Raw genomic sequence first — 15,196 nt, 5'->3', positions numbered from 1 at the left:
TTATGCCAGTTCACGGCAGGCGCGTACCGCGCTCAGTGCCGCGAGGGTCGATGTTTTCGGATTGCTGGCGAGCGGCAGGCCGCTCAGCTCCAGGTGAAACTCGCCGAACAATCCTTCGGCGTGTAGCGTATGGGTGTTGCGTTGCGTAGCCGGATCGACCATCAGCTGTACCCGGGTCGCGTCAAGGCCGATACCGCCCAGCGCGATGGTTGCCGCCACGTTGGCATTCGCAGGGAATAACCGGGCCGCCTCGCGGGCGCTGCCTTCGAAGAAAATCTGCGCTTCATTGACCGCGCTGAGGTCGATAAGCTGTTCGGCATAGCTGCCGCGCCAGCTGGCCGGGCTTTTACGCGACCGATAGGTCACTCGTTCAAGCCCCCCCTCTTTCGCTGCCGCCAGGCCATCTATTCCGGCCACCGCGCCAGCCAGCAGCGTCAGCTTGCCACCCGCCTGGCGTAAACGCTGTTCCAGTTCGCTGTCCGCCAACGCACCGGTCGAGATCACTGCCAGATGCCAGCCGCGCGCCAGCACCGCTTCGCCGTACTGCGCGACCGCCTGCTGACTGGCGCATTCCAGCACCAGATCCGGCGTCCCACCGCATTGCAGCGGATCGGTAAGCGGCGTCACCGTTTGACCAAACTGCAGGCAGATCGCTGCGTGATGCGATTCACGCGCCACGATCCACTCCACCCTCACCTGCGGCGGCAGGCGTTCAATCACCGCCTGGGCCATCGCGCCATAGCCAATTAACATGACCTTTTTCATCATCTTTCCTTACAGATGGCGACAGAAACCGCCGGAAACGTCCAGCGCCGCGCCGGTGGTAAAGGAGGCCAGCGGCGAAGCGAGGAATAGCAGCGCTTGCGCTGGCTCCTGCGGCTTACCGAGACGCGCCATCGGGATCCCCCGCTTACGGGCGATATCGGCGGTCCACTGCTGCCAACTCTGGCTCTTATCGCTTCGGCTCTCAAAACGGCGCTGCCACTGCCCGGACTCCACCATCCCCAGCAGAATGGAATTCACTCGAATGCCTTTATCCACCAGCTCTTTCGAAAGAGTCAGCGTCATATTGAGCAGCGCGGCGCGGGCGGCAGAGGTGGCGATCATGTGCTCTTCCGGCTGTAACGCCAGCAGCGAGTTCACACAGGTAATCGAGGCGATATCCGACGCCTCAAGCAGCGACTGAAAGGCCTTTACCGGGTTAATCACGCCGAACAGTTTCAGTTCGGCTTCGTGCAGCCAGGCCTCGCGTGGCGTATCGGCGAAGTGGGCGACATAGCCCTGGCCGGCGTTATTAATCAGCATATCGACGCCGCCGAAACGCGCGGCGACCGCGGCGGCGAACGCCTCAACTTCCGCTTCGTTCAGTACGTCACAGCGCCAGGAGAACACCTCGCCTTCTGGATATTCGTTTTGCAGTGCTGCATAGGCGCTGGCCAGACGATCCGGGTTGCGGCCGCAAAAGGCGACCTTCGCCCCTTCGCCCAGCAACAGGCGCAGCGTTTCAAAGCCGATTCCTGACGAACCGCCGGTGACGACCGCGACGCGTCCTTCAATTTGTGCATTCATCGCGCACCTCTTCCCCTATGCGTAAAAGCTGTTGATTAAAAAAGATTTCATTATCGAGATAGCTGGCATGCCCAGCCTGCGGGATGGCGATGTAAGGAGCGCCGTAACGCAGCGCCACTCCTTGCACTAACTCCGGTTGGGTAATGGCATCCTGCTCGCCACACCACACGGAGAGACGACCGCGATAGTCGGCGAGCCAACGGTGAATGTCGTCATGAGCCAGCATCCAGGCCGCGGCGAGATAACCGTCGCGGCGTAGCCTGCACATCCCCGCCGCCACCGTCGCCACATCAGCTTCGCGCGCGCCAGGGCGCAGAAGTTTTGCCGCTCGCCCCTGGGCCATCGCCTCGCCGCCTTGCGCTATCTGCTGCTGACGCCCTAGCCAGACGTTTTCCCGCTGTGCGACCTCCGCCTGACCGTAGCCCTGCGCGACGTCGGCCAGCACCAGATAAAGCACCCGCTGCGGATATTTCGCGGCGAAGGCAGCCGCCACCAACGCGCCCAGCGAATGGCCGACCAGTACGGTTTGTTCTACCCCGGCACGGTCCAGCATCAGCGCCAGCGCGTCAGCGTAATCGCCAGCATCCGCCGGCGCCGCCGCAAGCATCGGGCTTTCGCCATAACCGGGCATATCCCAGGCCAGGACGCGGTAGCCGGGCAGCGCCATCTGTTTATGCCAGGAGGCTGCGCCGGAACTGATGCCGTGCAGCAGCGTCAGCGGTACCCCGCATCCTTGTTCACGAAAACCCGTCATCATCGCTCCTTAGTTACGCTTCACTTTTGACAGCGGATGATCTTCCGGATAAGTCGGAACATGCGGTTTCGGCGTGCCCAGCATCACGCACATCAGCGCCTCCTCTTCGCCGTGGTTAAACAAACCGCGGTAAATTCCAGGCGGCACCGAGATCAGATCGCGTTCGCGCAGTACCGTTTCGGTATAGTTGTCGCCATCCTGAATCATCAGGGTGATCTGCCCTTTGAGCATGAAGAACACCTCTTCTACGTCATCATGCAGATGCAGCGGGCCTTCACATTTGGACGGCAACACCATGGTGGAAAAGGTGAAGTGCTCCGCCGGAACGGTGTTGGTATCGCTGGCGACGCCGGTGGCGCCGGTGCCGATGTAGCGCATCTGCGCGCGGCGATATTTGGGGTCGAAATCGGCCTGGAATTTCAGCGCATTCCAGTCGTATTTACGGCCTTCGAAGCGCGCGATACGCGACTCCACCCACTCTTCCATCGTCAAATGGTCAGGTTTCAAACTCTGTTTTGCAGTTACGGTTGAATCAGTCATCGTTTTATCCTCAGTAACGTCTCAGCAGCGGCAGTAACAGGGCGCAGCCCACCGCCGCCATCACTGCCAGAAAAATCAGGCCGGAATCCATGCTATGGGTGAAGGCGATAAGCGCGCCCATCACCGCCGGCGATAGCGCCCCGGCAAAGTTTCCCAGCCCGTTGAAAATCCCCCCCGCCGTGGCGCTGACCCGTGGATGGGTCGCTTTAGCCAGTAGGGCGAAAATGTTCGGCGCGCCGGTGCCCCACATAAAGGTGCTAAAGCTCATCGCCGCGATTACCGGCAGCGGCGTGGTGAAATGCATCACTGCCGCCAGGCCAATACCCGCGCCTGCCAGGGAAATAAAGCAGGCGGCGGCGCGCCTATCGACGCGGTCGGACAGCCAGGCGCCGATAATTTCGCCTAGCAACATGGCGATAAACGGCATCGACGACAGCCAGCCGGCGTGTTCCAGATGAATGCCTTTACCTTTAATCAGGTAGCCCGGCAGCCAGCCGTTGATCCCCCACAGATAGGCGAGAAAGGCGATGTTGAAGATGCAGATCATCCAAAAATGCGGACTCACAAAGAGCTCGCGACGCGCGCTGCGGCGCGCTTCCTGCGAGGTTTTATCGCTGCTCGCTCTCGCCTCCAGTTGCACGCCGCGCAGCCCGATGCGCACAAAAATCAGCACCGGTACCGTCAGCATCGCCATCACGAAAAATGTGCTCTGCCAGCCGAAAGTATTAAGTAGCCAAATTGACAGCGGGAATCCCAACGCTGCGCCAACCGGCGTGCCGAGCAGCCACAGCATGGTGGCGCGGGCCTGTAGCCGCTGCGGGAAGGTGTGGCGCACCACGGCAAACGCCAGCGGGAACAGCGGCCCTTCGGCGATGCCCAACAGGACGCGTAGCATCACCATCAGCGCGTAGTTGTGGGTGAAACCCATGATCACCATCAGGATGCACCACACCACCATCATTCCAGTCAGCAGACGCAGCGGCGCAATCCGGTCGCCAAGGCCGCTTAATAACACTGACGAGAAGCCGTAACTCAGCAAAAAGGCGCTCATCAGAATGCCCAGCCGGGTGGTGTCGAAATCGATGCCCATCGCCTGCTGGAAGTGACTATCGGAAAACAGCGCGGCGATACTGATTTTGTCGAAAAAAGCCAGCAGCACGCAGGCCAGCAGGGACAGCGGAATGGCCCAACGAACTGCTTTTTCAGGCGTGCGGACGCCCTCGCCGCTCGCCTCTGCAGGCGCGGCGTTGGTCTCTAATGTGGTCATTTCTCCCCCTTAAGGGTTCGCGTTACTTATCGCAATGACATCAGCGAGAAAGTCGGGTCAGCGAGCGGGACGTTAGAGAGATCCCTTCCCGCCGCCATCCAGCGCTTCGCCAGCTTCACGATACGTGCATTATTGAAGGCCACCAGCTGAGTTAAGCGTCCATCGGCATTCAGGGAGAAGTAGATCGCGCCCTGCGGCTCGTCACGCACAATGGTGCGGCTGCCCGCCTGCGGGATCCCGAGGATCTGGATATTGCGATCGTATTGATCCGACCACAGCCAGGGCGCCTCGTCGTAGCCGCTGGCCTGCGGATCGAGCATCGCTTTCGCCGTTGCGATGGCCTGATTTTGCGCAAAGGCCCACGACTGAATGCACAGGCCGTACTGATGGTGCTGAGCGACATCGCCAGCGGCGAAAATCGCCGGATCGTTACTGCGCCCCTGGGCATTAACGACAATCCCGCGATCGACAGTGAGCCCGGCATCGCGCGCCAGTTCGAGATTCAGATCGACGCCGATCCCCACCACTACCGCATCGAAGGTTTCCCGCTGGCCGTCGCAGTGCATAGTCGGCAGGCCGTTATCATCTTCCAGCTCCAGCGCGCCGCAGCCGCCGCGAATCTCAACGCCCTGCTGGCGATGTAGTTGCGCCAGCGCCTGCGAGACCTCCATACTGACCGAGCGCATGCACAGCGCCGGCTGCTGCTCGTAAAGGGTTACGGCCACGTCGCTTTTGCGCGCCGAGGCGGCGATTTCGAGGCCAATCCAGCCGCCGCCAACGATCGCCAGCCGCGTTGCCGATGCCAGCCGCTGCTTCAGACGCTGCGCGTCCTGCCAGTGGCGCAGGGTATAAACCTGCGGATGCTGCGCCCAGCCCTCGGACGGCAGTCGCGCCCGGCCGCCGGTGGCGATCAACAGTTGGTCATATGCCAGCGTTTCACCGTTGCTCAGCGCCACGGTTTTATTTTGCCGATCGATCGAATCCGCACGCAGCGGGCGATACCAGCGTAGGTTCAGCGCCTGCTGCGCCTCGGCGCTAAATAACCGCGGCAGCGCCGGTTCGGCCTCCAGCAACGCCGCCTTCGACAACGGCGGGCGCTCGTAAAAGTCCCATTGCTCTTCGGCAACCACGCAAATCTCGCCGCTAAACCCTTCATCACGCAGCGTTTTCGCCGCCCAGCCGCCAGCCTGGCCGCCGCCGATAATGACAATCCGCGCCGTCATACCGCCTCCGGTTTTTTCTGCTGGCGACGGGTATCGTGATCGATACCGCCTTCCACCGCCCATTCGGTAAAGGACACGAGTGAATGCTCCAGCTCGCGCGGCTGCCAGTTTTCCGTCAGATAGTCATCGTTGGTGTAGTATTCAAAAGCGCCGCCGGTCGGGCTGTTGACATACCAGAAGTAGGCTGAGGAGACCGGATGGCGACCTGGACCGATAAAAGTGCTCCAGGCGTTTTTATTCATCGCAATGCCGCCGCCGATCACTTCATGTATATCCCGCACGGTAAACGCGACGTGGTTAAGCCCCCGTTTTCGGTTCGGCAATTGCAATAAGAAGAGGTTATGGTGGCCGCCGCGCACGCCGCAGCGCAGGAACACCGCGCGATTGATGTAACGGTCTGACACCTGGAAGCCGAGTACTTCGCGATAGAAACTTTCCACCGCCGCCAGTTCTTCCACGAAGAACACCACGTGGCCGACATTAATGGGCTGCGCGCGGTCGTATACCGGGCTCGGAGTGTCGATGCGACGCACATCGCCCCACTGGTTAATCGGCTCGACGTTCAGTTCCACCGCTGTTTGCTGGCTAACCTGCACCCGCAGCGTCATACCGTTAGGGTCACGACACTCCAGCGCGCCATCGATTTCACGGAAACCGGGCTGACGTTCCAGCTTCGGGCGCAGCGCATCCAGCGTCGCCCGATCCGCCACGCCCCAGGTCATGCGACGCAGGGTGTTGCCCGCCTCAAAAGCTGGCGGTAAGTCAGCGGCATCGGTTGGGTTAAGTTCGACCCGCGCGCCGCTAAGGGTGGCAAACGCGCGGCCGCTGGCGTCGGCGGTCAGGCCAAAATCGCGCATAAATTTGGCGCAGTGGTTCAGGTCGTCTACGCCAAATTCCAGCTTTTCAATTCCGGTAATACTCATTATTCGTCGCCTCTTTACCGTTCAGTCGCCCGAATTTGGGCGTAAGACATGCCCGACGCAATCAAGCGCCTGCTGTTAAGTTGTTGATTTAACTTGCCTGTGACAAATATCCGAGGAAGCCGGAAATTTTGTCCGCCGCCATACTGACGTCGTTCTGCAACCGCTCGCGATCGCTTTGCGGGATCTCGTCCGACGGCACCAGAATGCTGACGACCGCCGCCACCCGGCCGCTGCGGTCAAAGACCGGATAGACAATCGATGAGATGCCGTGGCGGTAGAACGATTCGCCAATCACGTAGCCGCGAGCTTTATCCTGCTGCACCATCTGCCACAGCGCTTCGCGGTCATGCAACTGGCCCGGCGTATTGCCCGGCAGCCGTTCATCCGGGAACAATTGTTCAAACTCGCTGCGAGAAACATCGGTCAGCAGCATGCGGCCAAGCGAGGTGCAGTGCACCGGTAGCCGCGTTCCGACGCTGACCTGGTTGATGCGCGAACCGGCGGCGCTGACGCGGGCGATGTAGATAATGTCGCGGCCGTCGCGGATCGCCAGATGGCTGCTGCACTGGCTGATATCGCGCAGTTGCTCGATGACCGGCTGACCCACCTGAGCGACATCCAGGGAGGCGATATATTCAAAGCCCAGACGCAGTACGTTCATGCCCAGCGAAAAGGTATTGGTGCGGGCGTTACGCTCGAGAAAGCCCATATATTCCAGCGTCTGCACCACGCGATAGGCGGTCGCTTTCGGCATATCCACCAGCCGATGCAGCTCGGCAAAGGTCAGATCGCGATGCTGTTCGCCAAACGCCAGCAGCAGTTGTAAACCACGCTCCAGACCCGGTACCAGGTACTTCACTTCCTGATCGTTCGCCATACCGCCTCACTTGTTAGTTAAAGACAAAACCGCCGTTGACCGGGATCAGCTGGCCAGTGATAAAGCGCGAAAGATCGCTCAGCAGCCAGACCACGCTGCCGGTGACATCTTCCGGCTGCTGCGCGCCGCTGAGCGCGCGGCCGTTCTCATACAGCTGATGACGCTCGGCGGGAACGTATTCCGTGGCCTCAACGCGGGTCAGTCCCGGCGCGATGGCGTTGATACGGATCCGCTTTTCACCCAGTTCGCGGGCCATGGAACGGGTCATCGCAATCACCGCGCCCTTACTGGCGACATAGGCCATCAGCCGCGGCGCGCCCCACAGCGCGGTATCCGAAGCGACGTTGACGATCGCCGACCCTTCGCGCAGCAGCGGTACCGCCTCGCGGGTCACCAGCCAGGTGCCTTTGACATTGACCGTCATCACCCGATCCCACAGGTCCGGATCGTAATCGATCATATTTTTACCGCCGACGCCGGTGGCCATCGCCGCGTTATTGACTAAGCCATCGACAGGCCCCTGCGCGCCGATGGCGCTGAAGACCTGCTCGATCGATGCTTGACTGGCAAGATCGATGGCGTGGGATTCGATCTGATAGCCCTTCTGCTGCAGGCGATGAGCGCTTTCCGCCAGCTCCCCCTGCAGGATGTCGCACATCACCACCGTCGCGCCCTGCGCGGCGCAGGCTTCGGCAAAGTGGTAGCCCAGGCCGCGCGCCGCGCCGGTGACGACAATACGTTTACCGTTTAGCAGGCCGTTCATCAGGCGGCACCCTGCTGCGCTTCGCGGAGCGCTAACTGCTCTTTCGCCGCTTTCTGCATCATGCGGCGCAGGCGGGACAAACCGACGTCATGTTGATAAAGGTATTCATGATCGCGGGCGTTCGGCGCCAGGCTCTCCAGCACCACGCGATCCTGCTCCAGTACTTCCCAGTGTAGTTTTTCCAGACGGTTGCGGTACATAAAGCGCCACAGATCGCGCTGCCAACCTTGAACGCCGCGGATGCGCCAGAAGAAGACGCGGCAGTTGTCGTTATCTTCCGGAACCACCATGCCGACGATCCAGAAGTGGCCGCCCGGCCCGAAACGCTTTTTGTACGGAATAGACAGGCGCATCCAGTAGGCGCCGCTGTTGCCCAGTTCAACCCAGTCAAAGTTGACGCCGCTCTGCCCTTTTTTCTCGAAGATAAAGCCGGTTTTCGTCGGCTGCAGCACCATATCGGCTTTGCGATCGCCTTCCGCCATCGAGTGCGATGACGAGTGCAGATAGGTACCGTGCATCGGGTCCATCACGTTTTCCAGCGCGTACTGGTAGTTGCATTTCCACGCCGCGGTGCACAGGAAGTGACTGTATTTTTTGTGGTCGGCCAGCTCCTCCGGGAAGCTCAGTTCATCAGGCTGCTGGTCGGCGGTGACGCCGAACCACAGGAAGATTGCCCCGTGCGCTTCCTGCACGTTGTAGCTGCGCACGCACTGCTGGCCGACCAGCGGGCAGCGGTCAACCGCCGGGACGTCTTTGACTTCGCCGTTGCCGGCGACTTCCACGCCGTGATACCAGCAGGCGATACGATCGCCTAAGTTCCAGCCCATCGACAGGCGCGCGCCGCGATGCGGGCAGCGGTCTTCCAGGGCCTGCACCTGGCCATCTTTATTCCGCCAGACTACGATCTGCTCGCCGAGACGGGTAATGCCTACCGGCGCAGACTGCACTTCCCAGCTCGCCAGCACCGGATACCACAGGCCGCGCAACCCTTTATCAAGATAGTTTTGTACCGTTGTCGTCATCGCTGTATCCTCAGTAACCGTTGACCTGTAAGAATGCCTGGAAACTGCTTTCGCTCCATGGTTCGCCCTGCTGGTCATGCATCCTGACGCCATTGAGGCCGTTCACCAGCTCACCGAGGCTTTCCGCGCCCTGCTCGAACAGCGTTTCCAGAGTGGCGATAAGCTGCAGTTCCCAGTTTTCCGGCACCCGGCTGCGGGTTTGCCAGATCAGATTGTGATAGTCGCCAGGCTTATGGATATTGCCGTTTCCGCCTTCCGCCGGTGGCGTAAACTGGCGGCTTTCCGGTAGCGCCGGGTTGAAGTCCAGGGATTCGCTCATGCCACGTTCTCCTCGATAAAGGTAATCTGGATCTGATTGTCGTATACCCGCACCGGGTAACGATTAAGGTTGCGACCGCCGGGGCCATGCAGGCACTGGCCGGTTTTCACGTCGAATACCGCCTCATGCAGCGGGCATTCCACCTTGCCATCTTCGACAAAGCCCTGGCTCAGTAGCGCATAGGCGTGAGGACAAACGTCTTCCAGCGCGTAATATTCACCATCAATCAGATAAATGCCGATCTCCTTACCGTCGATATTGCCGCTATATGGAAAATCTTCTTGTACTTGCTCCGCGTCACATACGCCTATCCAGCTCATCGCAATCCTCCAGGCCGTTGTTTCATATATGAAACTGTGTTTCTTATTTAATACGACCAATATAAAAGCGGCGAATGTTTCGTCAAGCGTTAATGTGACGAACTTGTTAATGAATGGCTTTTAAATTAGCTAAGTGTGCAATTGATCACGAAAAACTGCATTCAGATGAAATGATGATATTTAAAGCGGTGATCCATTATAAATAAAAATTCCGATTTAAATTTCACATACGACTATTGACTTCTTTTCAAATCGATCATTAAAAATGGGCAGCAGCGGAAACCATGGTGTTTCACCCATGAAACAACTCTTTATTTAATCATTTAAAAACAATGAGTTTCACAGGTGAACCATTTTACTCACGTAACTATTTCTGGCGTTAAAAAATAATAACTGGCAATCATTAAATTAAGCGTGGAGACAACGAATGGCGGCAAGATGGCAAGGGGTAATAGCATTACTTTTGTTAATAATTATTTCCTACGTCGATCGGGTAAATATCTCGGTGATGATCCTTAACCCGGAATTCGCTGCCCATTTCCAGTTAAATGAAAACAGAATGTTACAAGGCATGCTAATGACATGCTTTCTTCTGGGTTATGGGTTTTCGGCATTATTATTAACACCAGTTATAGAAAGTAGATGGCATTATCGTCAGGGGCTGTTAATCAGCATTGTTATATGGGCGCTGGTGTGCGCCATTTCCCCATTACTCGGTTCACTGGTGGGAATGTTGATCGCGCGCATCGTGCTTGGCGTGGCGGAGGGACCGCTGTTTTCACTGAAAACGCGCTTTATCAACGACAACTTTGCCGCCGATGAAATCGGCAAACCGAATGCGGTAACCGCCCTTGGCGTATCGTTGGGGCTAGCGGTAGGCTTCCCACTGGTCACCTGGCTGATGGCGCACGTTGGCTGGATCGGCTCCTTCTATGCGCTGGCGCTGATGAATCTCCTGCTCGGCGGCGGGTTAATCTGGCGGTTTCTCCCCGCGCCAAAAGTGACTGCACAGCGCGCGAAGTCTGGCTTTAGCCAAACTTTTGCCCTCGCCTGGCGTACGCCGCTGCTTGGCTGGATCCTGCTGGTAGAAATTGCCACCCTCAGCTATCTGTGGGGGAGTAGCGCCTGGCTGCCAGCCTGGCTGCGCGATGAGCATCATTTCTCGCTACAGGCCACCGGCCTGCTGGCGGCTGTCCCCTTTCTGTTAAGCCTGGGCTCAAAGTTCCTTGGCGGCGTGCTCCTCGACAAAATGCGCCCGGAGCAGGCGCCGCTGTTGTTTATTATTGGCGGTCTACTCACCGCCGGTTCCGTGCTGGCGCTAATCCTCAGCGAACAGCCGGCGATGCTGGCGCTGTTTATGCTGGCGGCGAACGTGTTCTGGGGATTACAGGGGGCAGCGATCCCCGCGGTGGTTCAGCATCACGCCCCGCGCGAAGCGGTGGGCAGCGCCTATGGCATCATTAACGGCATTGGAAACATCTGCGCGGCGTTTATTCCGCTGCTGATGGGAGTGGTAATGAAATCAGTGGGATCGGTCAGTTCAGGTTTTTCCGTACTGGTGGCATCGCAGCTGATTACGCTGTGCGCCGGCGGCGCACTGCTGCTGCGCATGCGTCGCGCAGCAGCAGTAAACGCGTCTATACCCTAAATAAGTTGCAGGACAAAACGGCTAGCCGTTTTGAACAGCGCTTGCGCTGGCCCTGTAAGGACGAGGCCCAGGGATGGGCCGAGTTATTGCCCACGCCTATGCAACTTGAAATATGACGGGAACAGATTTATTCGCCCTTCTTCGCCGCCTGGATGTACAGCATCTCCAGCGCCAGAGTCGCCGCCGCCAGGGCGGTGATTTCGGACTGATCGTAGGCCGGGGCGACTTCCACCACGTCCATCCCGACGATGTTCAGATCCTTCAGGCCGCGCACCAGCTTGATCGCGCGGTCGGAAGTCAGCCCGCCGATCACCGGGGTACCGGTTCCTGGCGCAAACGCCGGATCCAGGCAGTCGATATCAAAGGTCAGGTACACCGGCATATCGCCAACGATCTGCTTCACCTGGGCAATCACATCATCGACGCTGCGGTCGTTAACCTGGCCCGCATCAAGCACGGTGAAACCGTTATCTTTATCGAATTCGGTGCGAATACCGATCTGTACGGAGTGGTTGGGATCGATAAGCCCTTCGTTCGGCGCGGTGTAGAACATGGTGCCGTGGTCGAACTCGCAGCCGTTGGCGTAGGTATCGGTGTGGGCATCGAAGTGCACCAGCGCCATTTTACCGAAGTGTTTGGCGTGGGCGCGCAGCAGCGGCAGCGTAACAAAGTGGTCGCCGCCAAAGGAGAGCATGCGCTTGCCGGCCGCCAGCAGCTTCTCGGCGTGGGCCTGCAGCTTCTCGCTCATTTCGCGCGCGTCGCCGAAGGCATACACCAGATCCCCGCAGTCAACCACGTTCAGGCGTTCGCGCATGTCGAAGTTCCACGGAAAACGATTGTGCTCCCAGGCGAGATTGGTGGAAACCTGACGGATCGCCGCCGGGCCATGACGGCCGCCCGCGCGCCCGGAGGTCGCCATATCGAACGGTACGCCGGTGATGACCCAGTCAGCATCGCTGTCGTAAGGCATGAAATTCATTGGTAAACGCAGGAAGCCAAAGGCATTGGATACCAGGGAGTTATCGTATTGATGACCTAAAGTGCTCATGGATATGACCTCTTTTCACAGTCGTGGAACGTAAAAAATAAGTATAAAAAAACCCCTCCGCGTCGTTAGGCCCGACGAGGAAGGGTTTGATAGATAAATCGCTTATTGGCGTGAATTATCGCCGGTAATGCATACGGGTTCAAGTGAGTATCGCCGTCTGCCGGATGACGGCTTCGCCTTATGCGGCCGACATACGCAGGCCCGGTCAGCGCAGCGCCACCGGGCATCAGCGGCTACTCGTCTTCCAGATAAGTGTACCCGTACAAACCCGCCTCGAACTCTTCGAGGAATTGCTGCTGCAGCGCGTCGTCCAGGCCGGTGTTTTTCACCTGATCGCGGAACTGGGTCAGCAGCGTGTTTGGATCCAGCTGCACGTACTGCAGCATATCCGCCACGGTATCGCCCTCGTCGGACAGCTCAACCTCAACGCTGCCGTCAGGGAAGACAAACACGTCCACCGCCTCGGTATCCCCGAACAGGTTGTGCATGTTGCCAAGGATTTCCTGATAGGCACCGACCATAAAGAAGCCCAGCATCGGCGGGTTCTCCGGGTCATATTCCGGCATCGGCATGGTGGTGGCGATCCCGTCGCCGTCCACGTAGTGATCGATGGCGCCGTCAGAGTCGCAGGTGATGTCCAGCAGCACCGCGCGGCGTTCCGGCGACTTGTTCAGCCCTTCCAGCGGCATCACCGGGAACAGCTGATCGATCCCCCACGCATCCGGCATCGACTGGAACAGCGAGAAGTTGACGTAGATTTTATCCGCCATGCGCTCCTGCAGCTCATCGATAATCGGACGATGAGCGCGGTTGCTCGGGTCGAGTTGCTTCTGCACTTCATGACACATGTTCAGATACAGCTGTTCTGCCCAGGCGCGCTCCTGCAGGTTGAAAGTGCCGGAGGAGTAGCCGATATGGATATCGTGCAGGTCCATCTGGCTGTCGTGCAGCCATTCGCGCAGCGAGCGGCGATTGCCGGTTTCGTGCATCTCCAGCCAGGTTTCCCACATGCTCTGCAGCGGACGCGCGGCGTCTTCCGCCGGCGGGGTCGCCTCGGTGTATTCGTTGCGCTCCACGCCGATGATATTGGAAACCAGCACGGTGTGGTGCGCGGTCACCGCGCGGCCGGACTCGGTGATGACCGTCGGGTGCGGCAGGCCGTTCTCTTCGCAGGCGTCGCCGATGGCCCAGATAATATTGTTAGCGTATTCGTTCAGGCCGTAGTTCACCGAGCAGTCGGATTGCGAACGGGTTCCTTCGTAATCCACACCCAGGCCACCGCCGACGTCGAAGCACTGGATATTAACGCCCAGCTTATGCAACTCGACGTAGAAACGCGCCGATTCACGCACGCCGGTGGCGATATCGCGAATGTTGGCCATCTGCGAGCCGAGGTGGAAGTGCAGCAGTTGCAGACTGTCGAGGTGCCCTGCGGCACGCAGGATCTCCACCAGCTGCAGAACCTGGGTGGCCGCGAGACCGAACTTAGACTTCTCACCGCCGGAGGACTGCCATTTACCGGACCCCTGCGAGGCCAGACGCGCACGCACGCCAAGGCGCGGCACCACGTTCAGGCGCTCGGCTTCTTCCAGCACGATGGCAATTTCCGACATCTTCTCGATGACCAGATAGACCTTGTGGCCCATCTTCTCGCCCACCAGCGCCAGACGGATGTATTCGCGGTCTTTATAACCGTTACAGACGATGACGCTGCGGGTCATCCCGGCGTGCGCCAGCACGGCCATCAGTTCCGCTTTCGAACCGGCTTCCAGACCCAGCGGCTCGCCGGAATGGATCAGCGATTCGATGACGCGACGATGCTGGTTCACCTTGATCGGGTAGACCAGGAAGTAATCGCCGTTATAGCCGTAGGATTCGCGCGCGCGCTTGAACGCGGCGTTGATTGAACGCAGGCGGTGCTGCAGGATCTGCGGGAAGCAGAACAGCGCCGGCAAGCGCTGCCCTTGCGCTTCGCGCGCTTTGACTAATTCAGCGAGATCAACGCGCGCTTCCGGGACGTCCGGATCCGGGCAAACGCTGATGTGGCCCAGTTCGTTGACGTCATAATAGTTATTGCCCCACCAGGCAATATTATAAGTACGCAGCATCTTGCTGGCTTCCTGGGAGCTCATCGCTACCTCCTGCATGGAACGTAGTACACCGTGTTCGCCTGCTGACGAAGGCGAAACCATAGACATGTCGTCAGACATAGCGAACCTCAATTTTTAATAATAAGTGTAAGACAGTTAACTACTATCGCAGTCCAAAGATGCGATAACAACCCATGAACAGTCCTAAAGCCCAGCACTATCTGCTGGTTTTGCGACTGCGCGACCGGTTTCTTATTCATATCATCGTAAAACACGTAGCCGAACAGAGTATGACAGTCCGGAGAAACCACGAGAAAACTCTTGCCTGGCAAGAGCGCCCTTGTTCAGTTTTCTGACGGCCGACCGGCCCTGGAATCCTGAGAAGCGCCGAGATGGGGTGAACATCGGCTGGTTTGCATGAGAGAGATGCAGGTTGCGGAGTGCTGACGCGCGACAGAACGACGCGACGAAACAAGCGAAAAACGTTGGTTCATTATCTGGTATCACCTCCACACCGCCCTGCGACAGGGTCGGCGACAAGCCAAAGCTATACATACCGGGCAACAAGCGCTATGCCGTTGCGAGATTCTGTAAATACAGACTGCTTAACCCGGCTGGAAGTGGCACCACAGGGCCATGCCCCGTGCGCTTTTTTAATGAGCCGCGCGCGGCGTTTTATACCGAGAAGCGGGGTAAAAAGCAAAATAAAAATGTGCCCGTTTGCGCGGTTGTCAGGAAATTTTGCCAGGCGAGTTTTTCGATAAATGCGACCGCCATCAAAAAAGGCTGGAAATAGGCTCAAGATTTGACCTAAAATGGCCGTCCAGAAGTTA

General features: G+C 58.6%; 17 protein-coding genes. 1 reads left to right on the top strand and 16 read right to left on the bottom strand.

All coding sequences use genetic code 11. The annotated features are described in order from the left end of the window. The 12 genes from ACLEXF_RS16035 to ACLEXF_RS15980 form a co-directional block, all read right to left on the bottom strand. On the bottom strand, positions 1-765 hold the full coding sequence (locus ACLEXF_RS16035; protein WP_017899778.1) for an aspartate dehydrogenase: 765 nt from the start codon (positions 763-765) through the stop codon (positions 1-3). Positions 766-774: 9 nt separating this feature from the next. Continuing rightward, entirely contained in the window at positions 775-1,569 is a 795-nt protein-coding gene (locus ACLEXF_RS16030; RefSeq protein WP_017899777.1) for an SDR family oxidoreductase, read from the bottom strand. Then, a complete protein-coding gene (locus ACLEXF_RS16025; RefSeq protein WP_205426349.1) occupies positions 1,553-2,323 on the bottom strand; it encodes an alpha/beta fold hydrolase in 771 nt (256 codons plus the stop codon). The genes ACLEXF_RS16030 and ACLEXF_RS16025 overlap by 17 nt, the downstream gene beginning before the upstream one ends. A gap of 9 nt (positions 2,324-2,332) precedes the next feature. Next, entirely contained in the window at positions 2,333-2,863 is a 531-nt protein-coding gene (locus tag ACLEXF_RS16020; protein ID WP_025999198.1) for a cupin domain-containing protein, read from the bottom strand. A gap of 10 nt (positions 2,864-2,873) precedes the next feature. After that, a complete protein-coding gene (locus ACLEXF_RS16015) occupies positions 2,874-4,130 on the bottom strand; it encodes an MFS transporter (protein WP_004205154.1) in 1,257 nt (418 codons plus the stop codon). 26 nt (positions 4,131-4,156) lie between these two features. After that, entirely contained in the window at positions 4,157-5,353 is a 1,197-nt protein-coding gene (locus tag ACLEXF_RS16010; RefSeq protein WP_407259590.1) for an NAD(P)/FAD-dependent oxidoreductase, read from the bottom strand. After that, complete coding sequence (locus ACLEXF_RS16005; RefSeq protein WP_064178210.1) at positions 5,350-6,276, bottom strand: VOC family protein; 927 nt, start codon at positions 6,274-6,276, stop codon at positions 5,350-5,352. Before ACLEXF_RS16005 ends, ACLEXF_RS16010 begins: the two co-directional genes overlap by 4 nt. Positions 6,277-6,364: 88 nt before the next feature. Further along, the gene (locus tag ACLEXF_RS16000) at positions 6,365-7,153 is read right to left on the bottom strand and encodes an IclR family transcriptional regulator (protein WP_004205158.1); all 789 of its coding nucleotides are present in this window, start codon (positions 7,151-7,153) and stop codon (positions 6,365-6,367) included. A gap of 13 nt (positions 7,154-7,166) precedes the next feature. Next, on the bottom strand, positions 7,167-7,916 hold the full coding sequence (locus ACLEXF_RS15995; RefSeq protein ID WP_057212961.1) for an SDR family oxidoreductase: 750 nt from the start codon (positions 7,914-7,916) through the stop codon (positions 7,167-7,169). Beyond that, positions 7,916-8,938, bottom strand: coding sequence for an aromatic ring-hydroxylating oxygenase subunit alpha (locus ACLEXF_RS15990; RefSeq protein ID WP_004205160.1), 1,023 nt, complete (start codon positions 8,936-8,938; stop codon positions 7,916-7,918). Before ACLEXF_RS15990 ends, ACLEXF_RS15995 begins: the two co-directional genes overlap by 1 nt. A gap of 10 nt (positions 8,939-8,948) precedes the next feature. Next, positions 8,949-9,257 carry a recombinase-like helix-turn-helix domain-containing protein gene (locus ACLEXF_RS15985; RefSeq protein WP_004144765.1) on the bottom strand — a complete coding sequence of 103 codons (309 nt, stop codon included), beginning with the start codon at positions 9,255-9,257 and terminating at the stop codon, positions 8,949-8,951. Next, entirely contained in the window at positions 9,254-9,577 is a 324-nt protein-coding gene (locus ACLEXF_RS15980; protein WP_004151769.1) for a Rieske (2Fe-2S) protein, read from the bottom strand. The genes ACLEXF_RS15985 and ACLEXF_RS15980 overlap by 4 nt, the downstream gene beginning before the upstream one ends. 427 nt (positions 9,578-10,004) lie before the next feature. Between ACLEXF_RS15980 and ACLEXF_RS15975 the strand changes: the two genes are divergently transcribed. After that, positions 10,005-11,225 (top strand): MFS transporter, encoded by a 1,221-nt coding sequence (locus ACLEXF_RS15975; RefSeq protein ID WP_080841414.1) that lies wholly within the window; start codon positions 10,005-10,007, stop codon positions 11,223-11,225. 127 nt (positions 11,226-11,352) lie between these two features. On the opposite strand, the gene speB is transcribed toward ACLEXF_RS15975, so the two are convergent. From speB to ACLEXF_RS15955, 4 genes are all read right to left on the bottom strand, one after another. Further along, a complete protein-coding gene (gene speB / locus ACLEXF_RS15970) occupies positions 11,353-12,273 on the bottom strand; it encodes an agmatinase (protein ID WP_004205166.1) in 921 nt (306 codons plus the stop codon). A gap of 233 nt (positions 12,274-12,506) precedes the next feature. Continuing rightward, positions 12,507-14,483, bottom strand: a complete 1,977-nt coding sequence (speA, locus tag ACLEXF_RS15965; protein WP_004205167.1) for a biosynthetic arginine decarboxylase — start codon at positions 14,481-14,483, stop codon at positions 12,507-12,509. 8 nt (positions 14,484-14,491) lie between these two features. Further along, a complete protein-coding gene (gene yqgB, locus ACLEXF_RS15960) occupies positions 14,492-14,623 on the bottom strand; it encodes an acid stress response protein YqgB (RefSeq protein ID WP_002916578.1) in 132 nt (43 codons plus the stop codon). Positions 14,624-14,707: 84 nt separating this feature from the next. Continuing rightward, complete coding sequence (locus tag ACLEXF_RS15955; RefSeq protein WP_418268681.1) at positions 14,708-14,857, bottom strand: hypothetical protein; 150 nt, start codon at positions 14,855-14,857, stop codon at positions 14,708-14,710. Positions 14,858-15,196: the final 339 nt, after the last annotated feature.

The organism is Klebsiella pneumoniae complex sp. WS1778 (assembly GCF_049472055.1).
GTDB lineage: Bacteria > Pseudomonadota > Gammaproteobacteria > Enterobacterales > Enterobacteriaceae > Klebsiella > Klebsiella quasipneumoniae.
The sequence above is the reverse complement of the archived record's forward strand: the minus strand, read 5'-3'. Positions and strand labels throughout refer to the sequence as shown.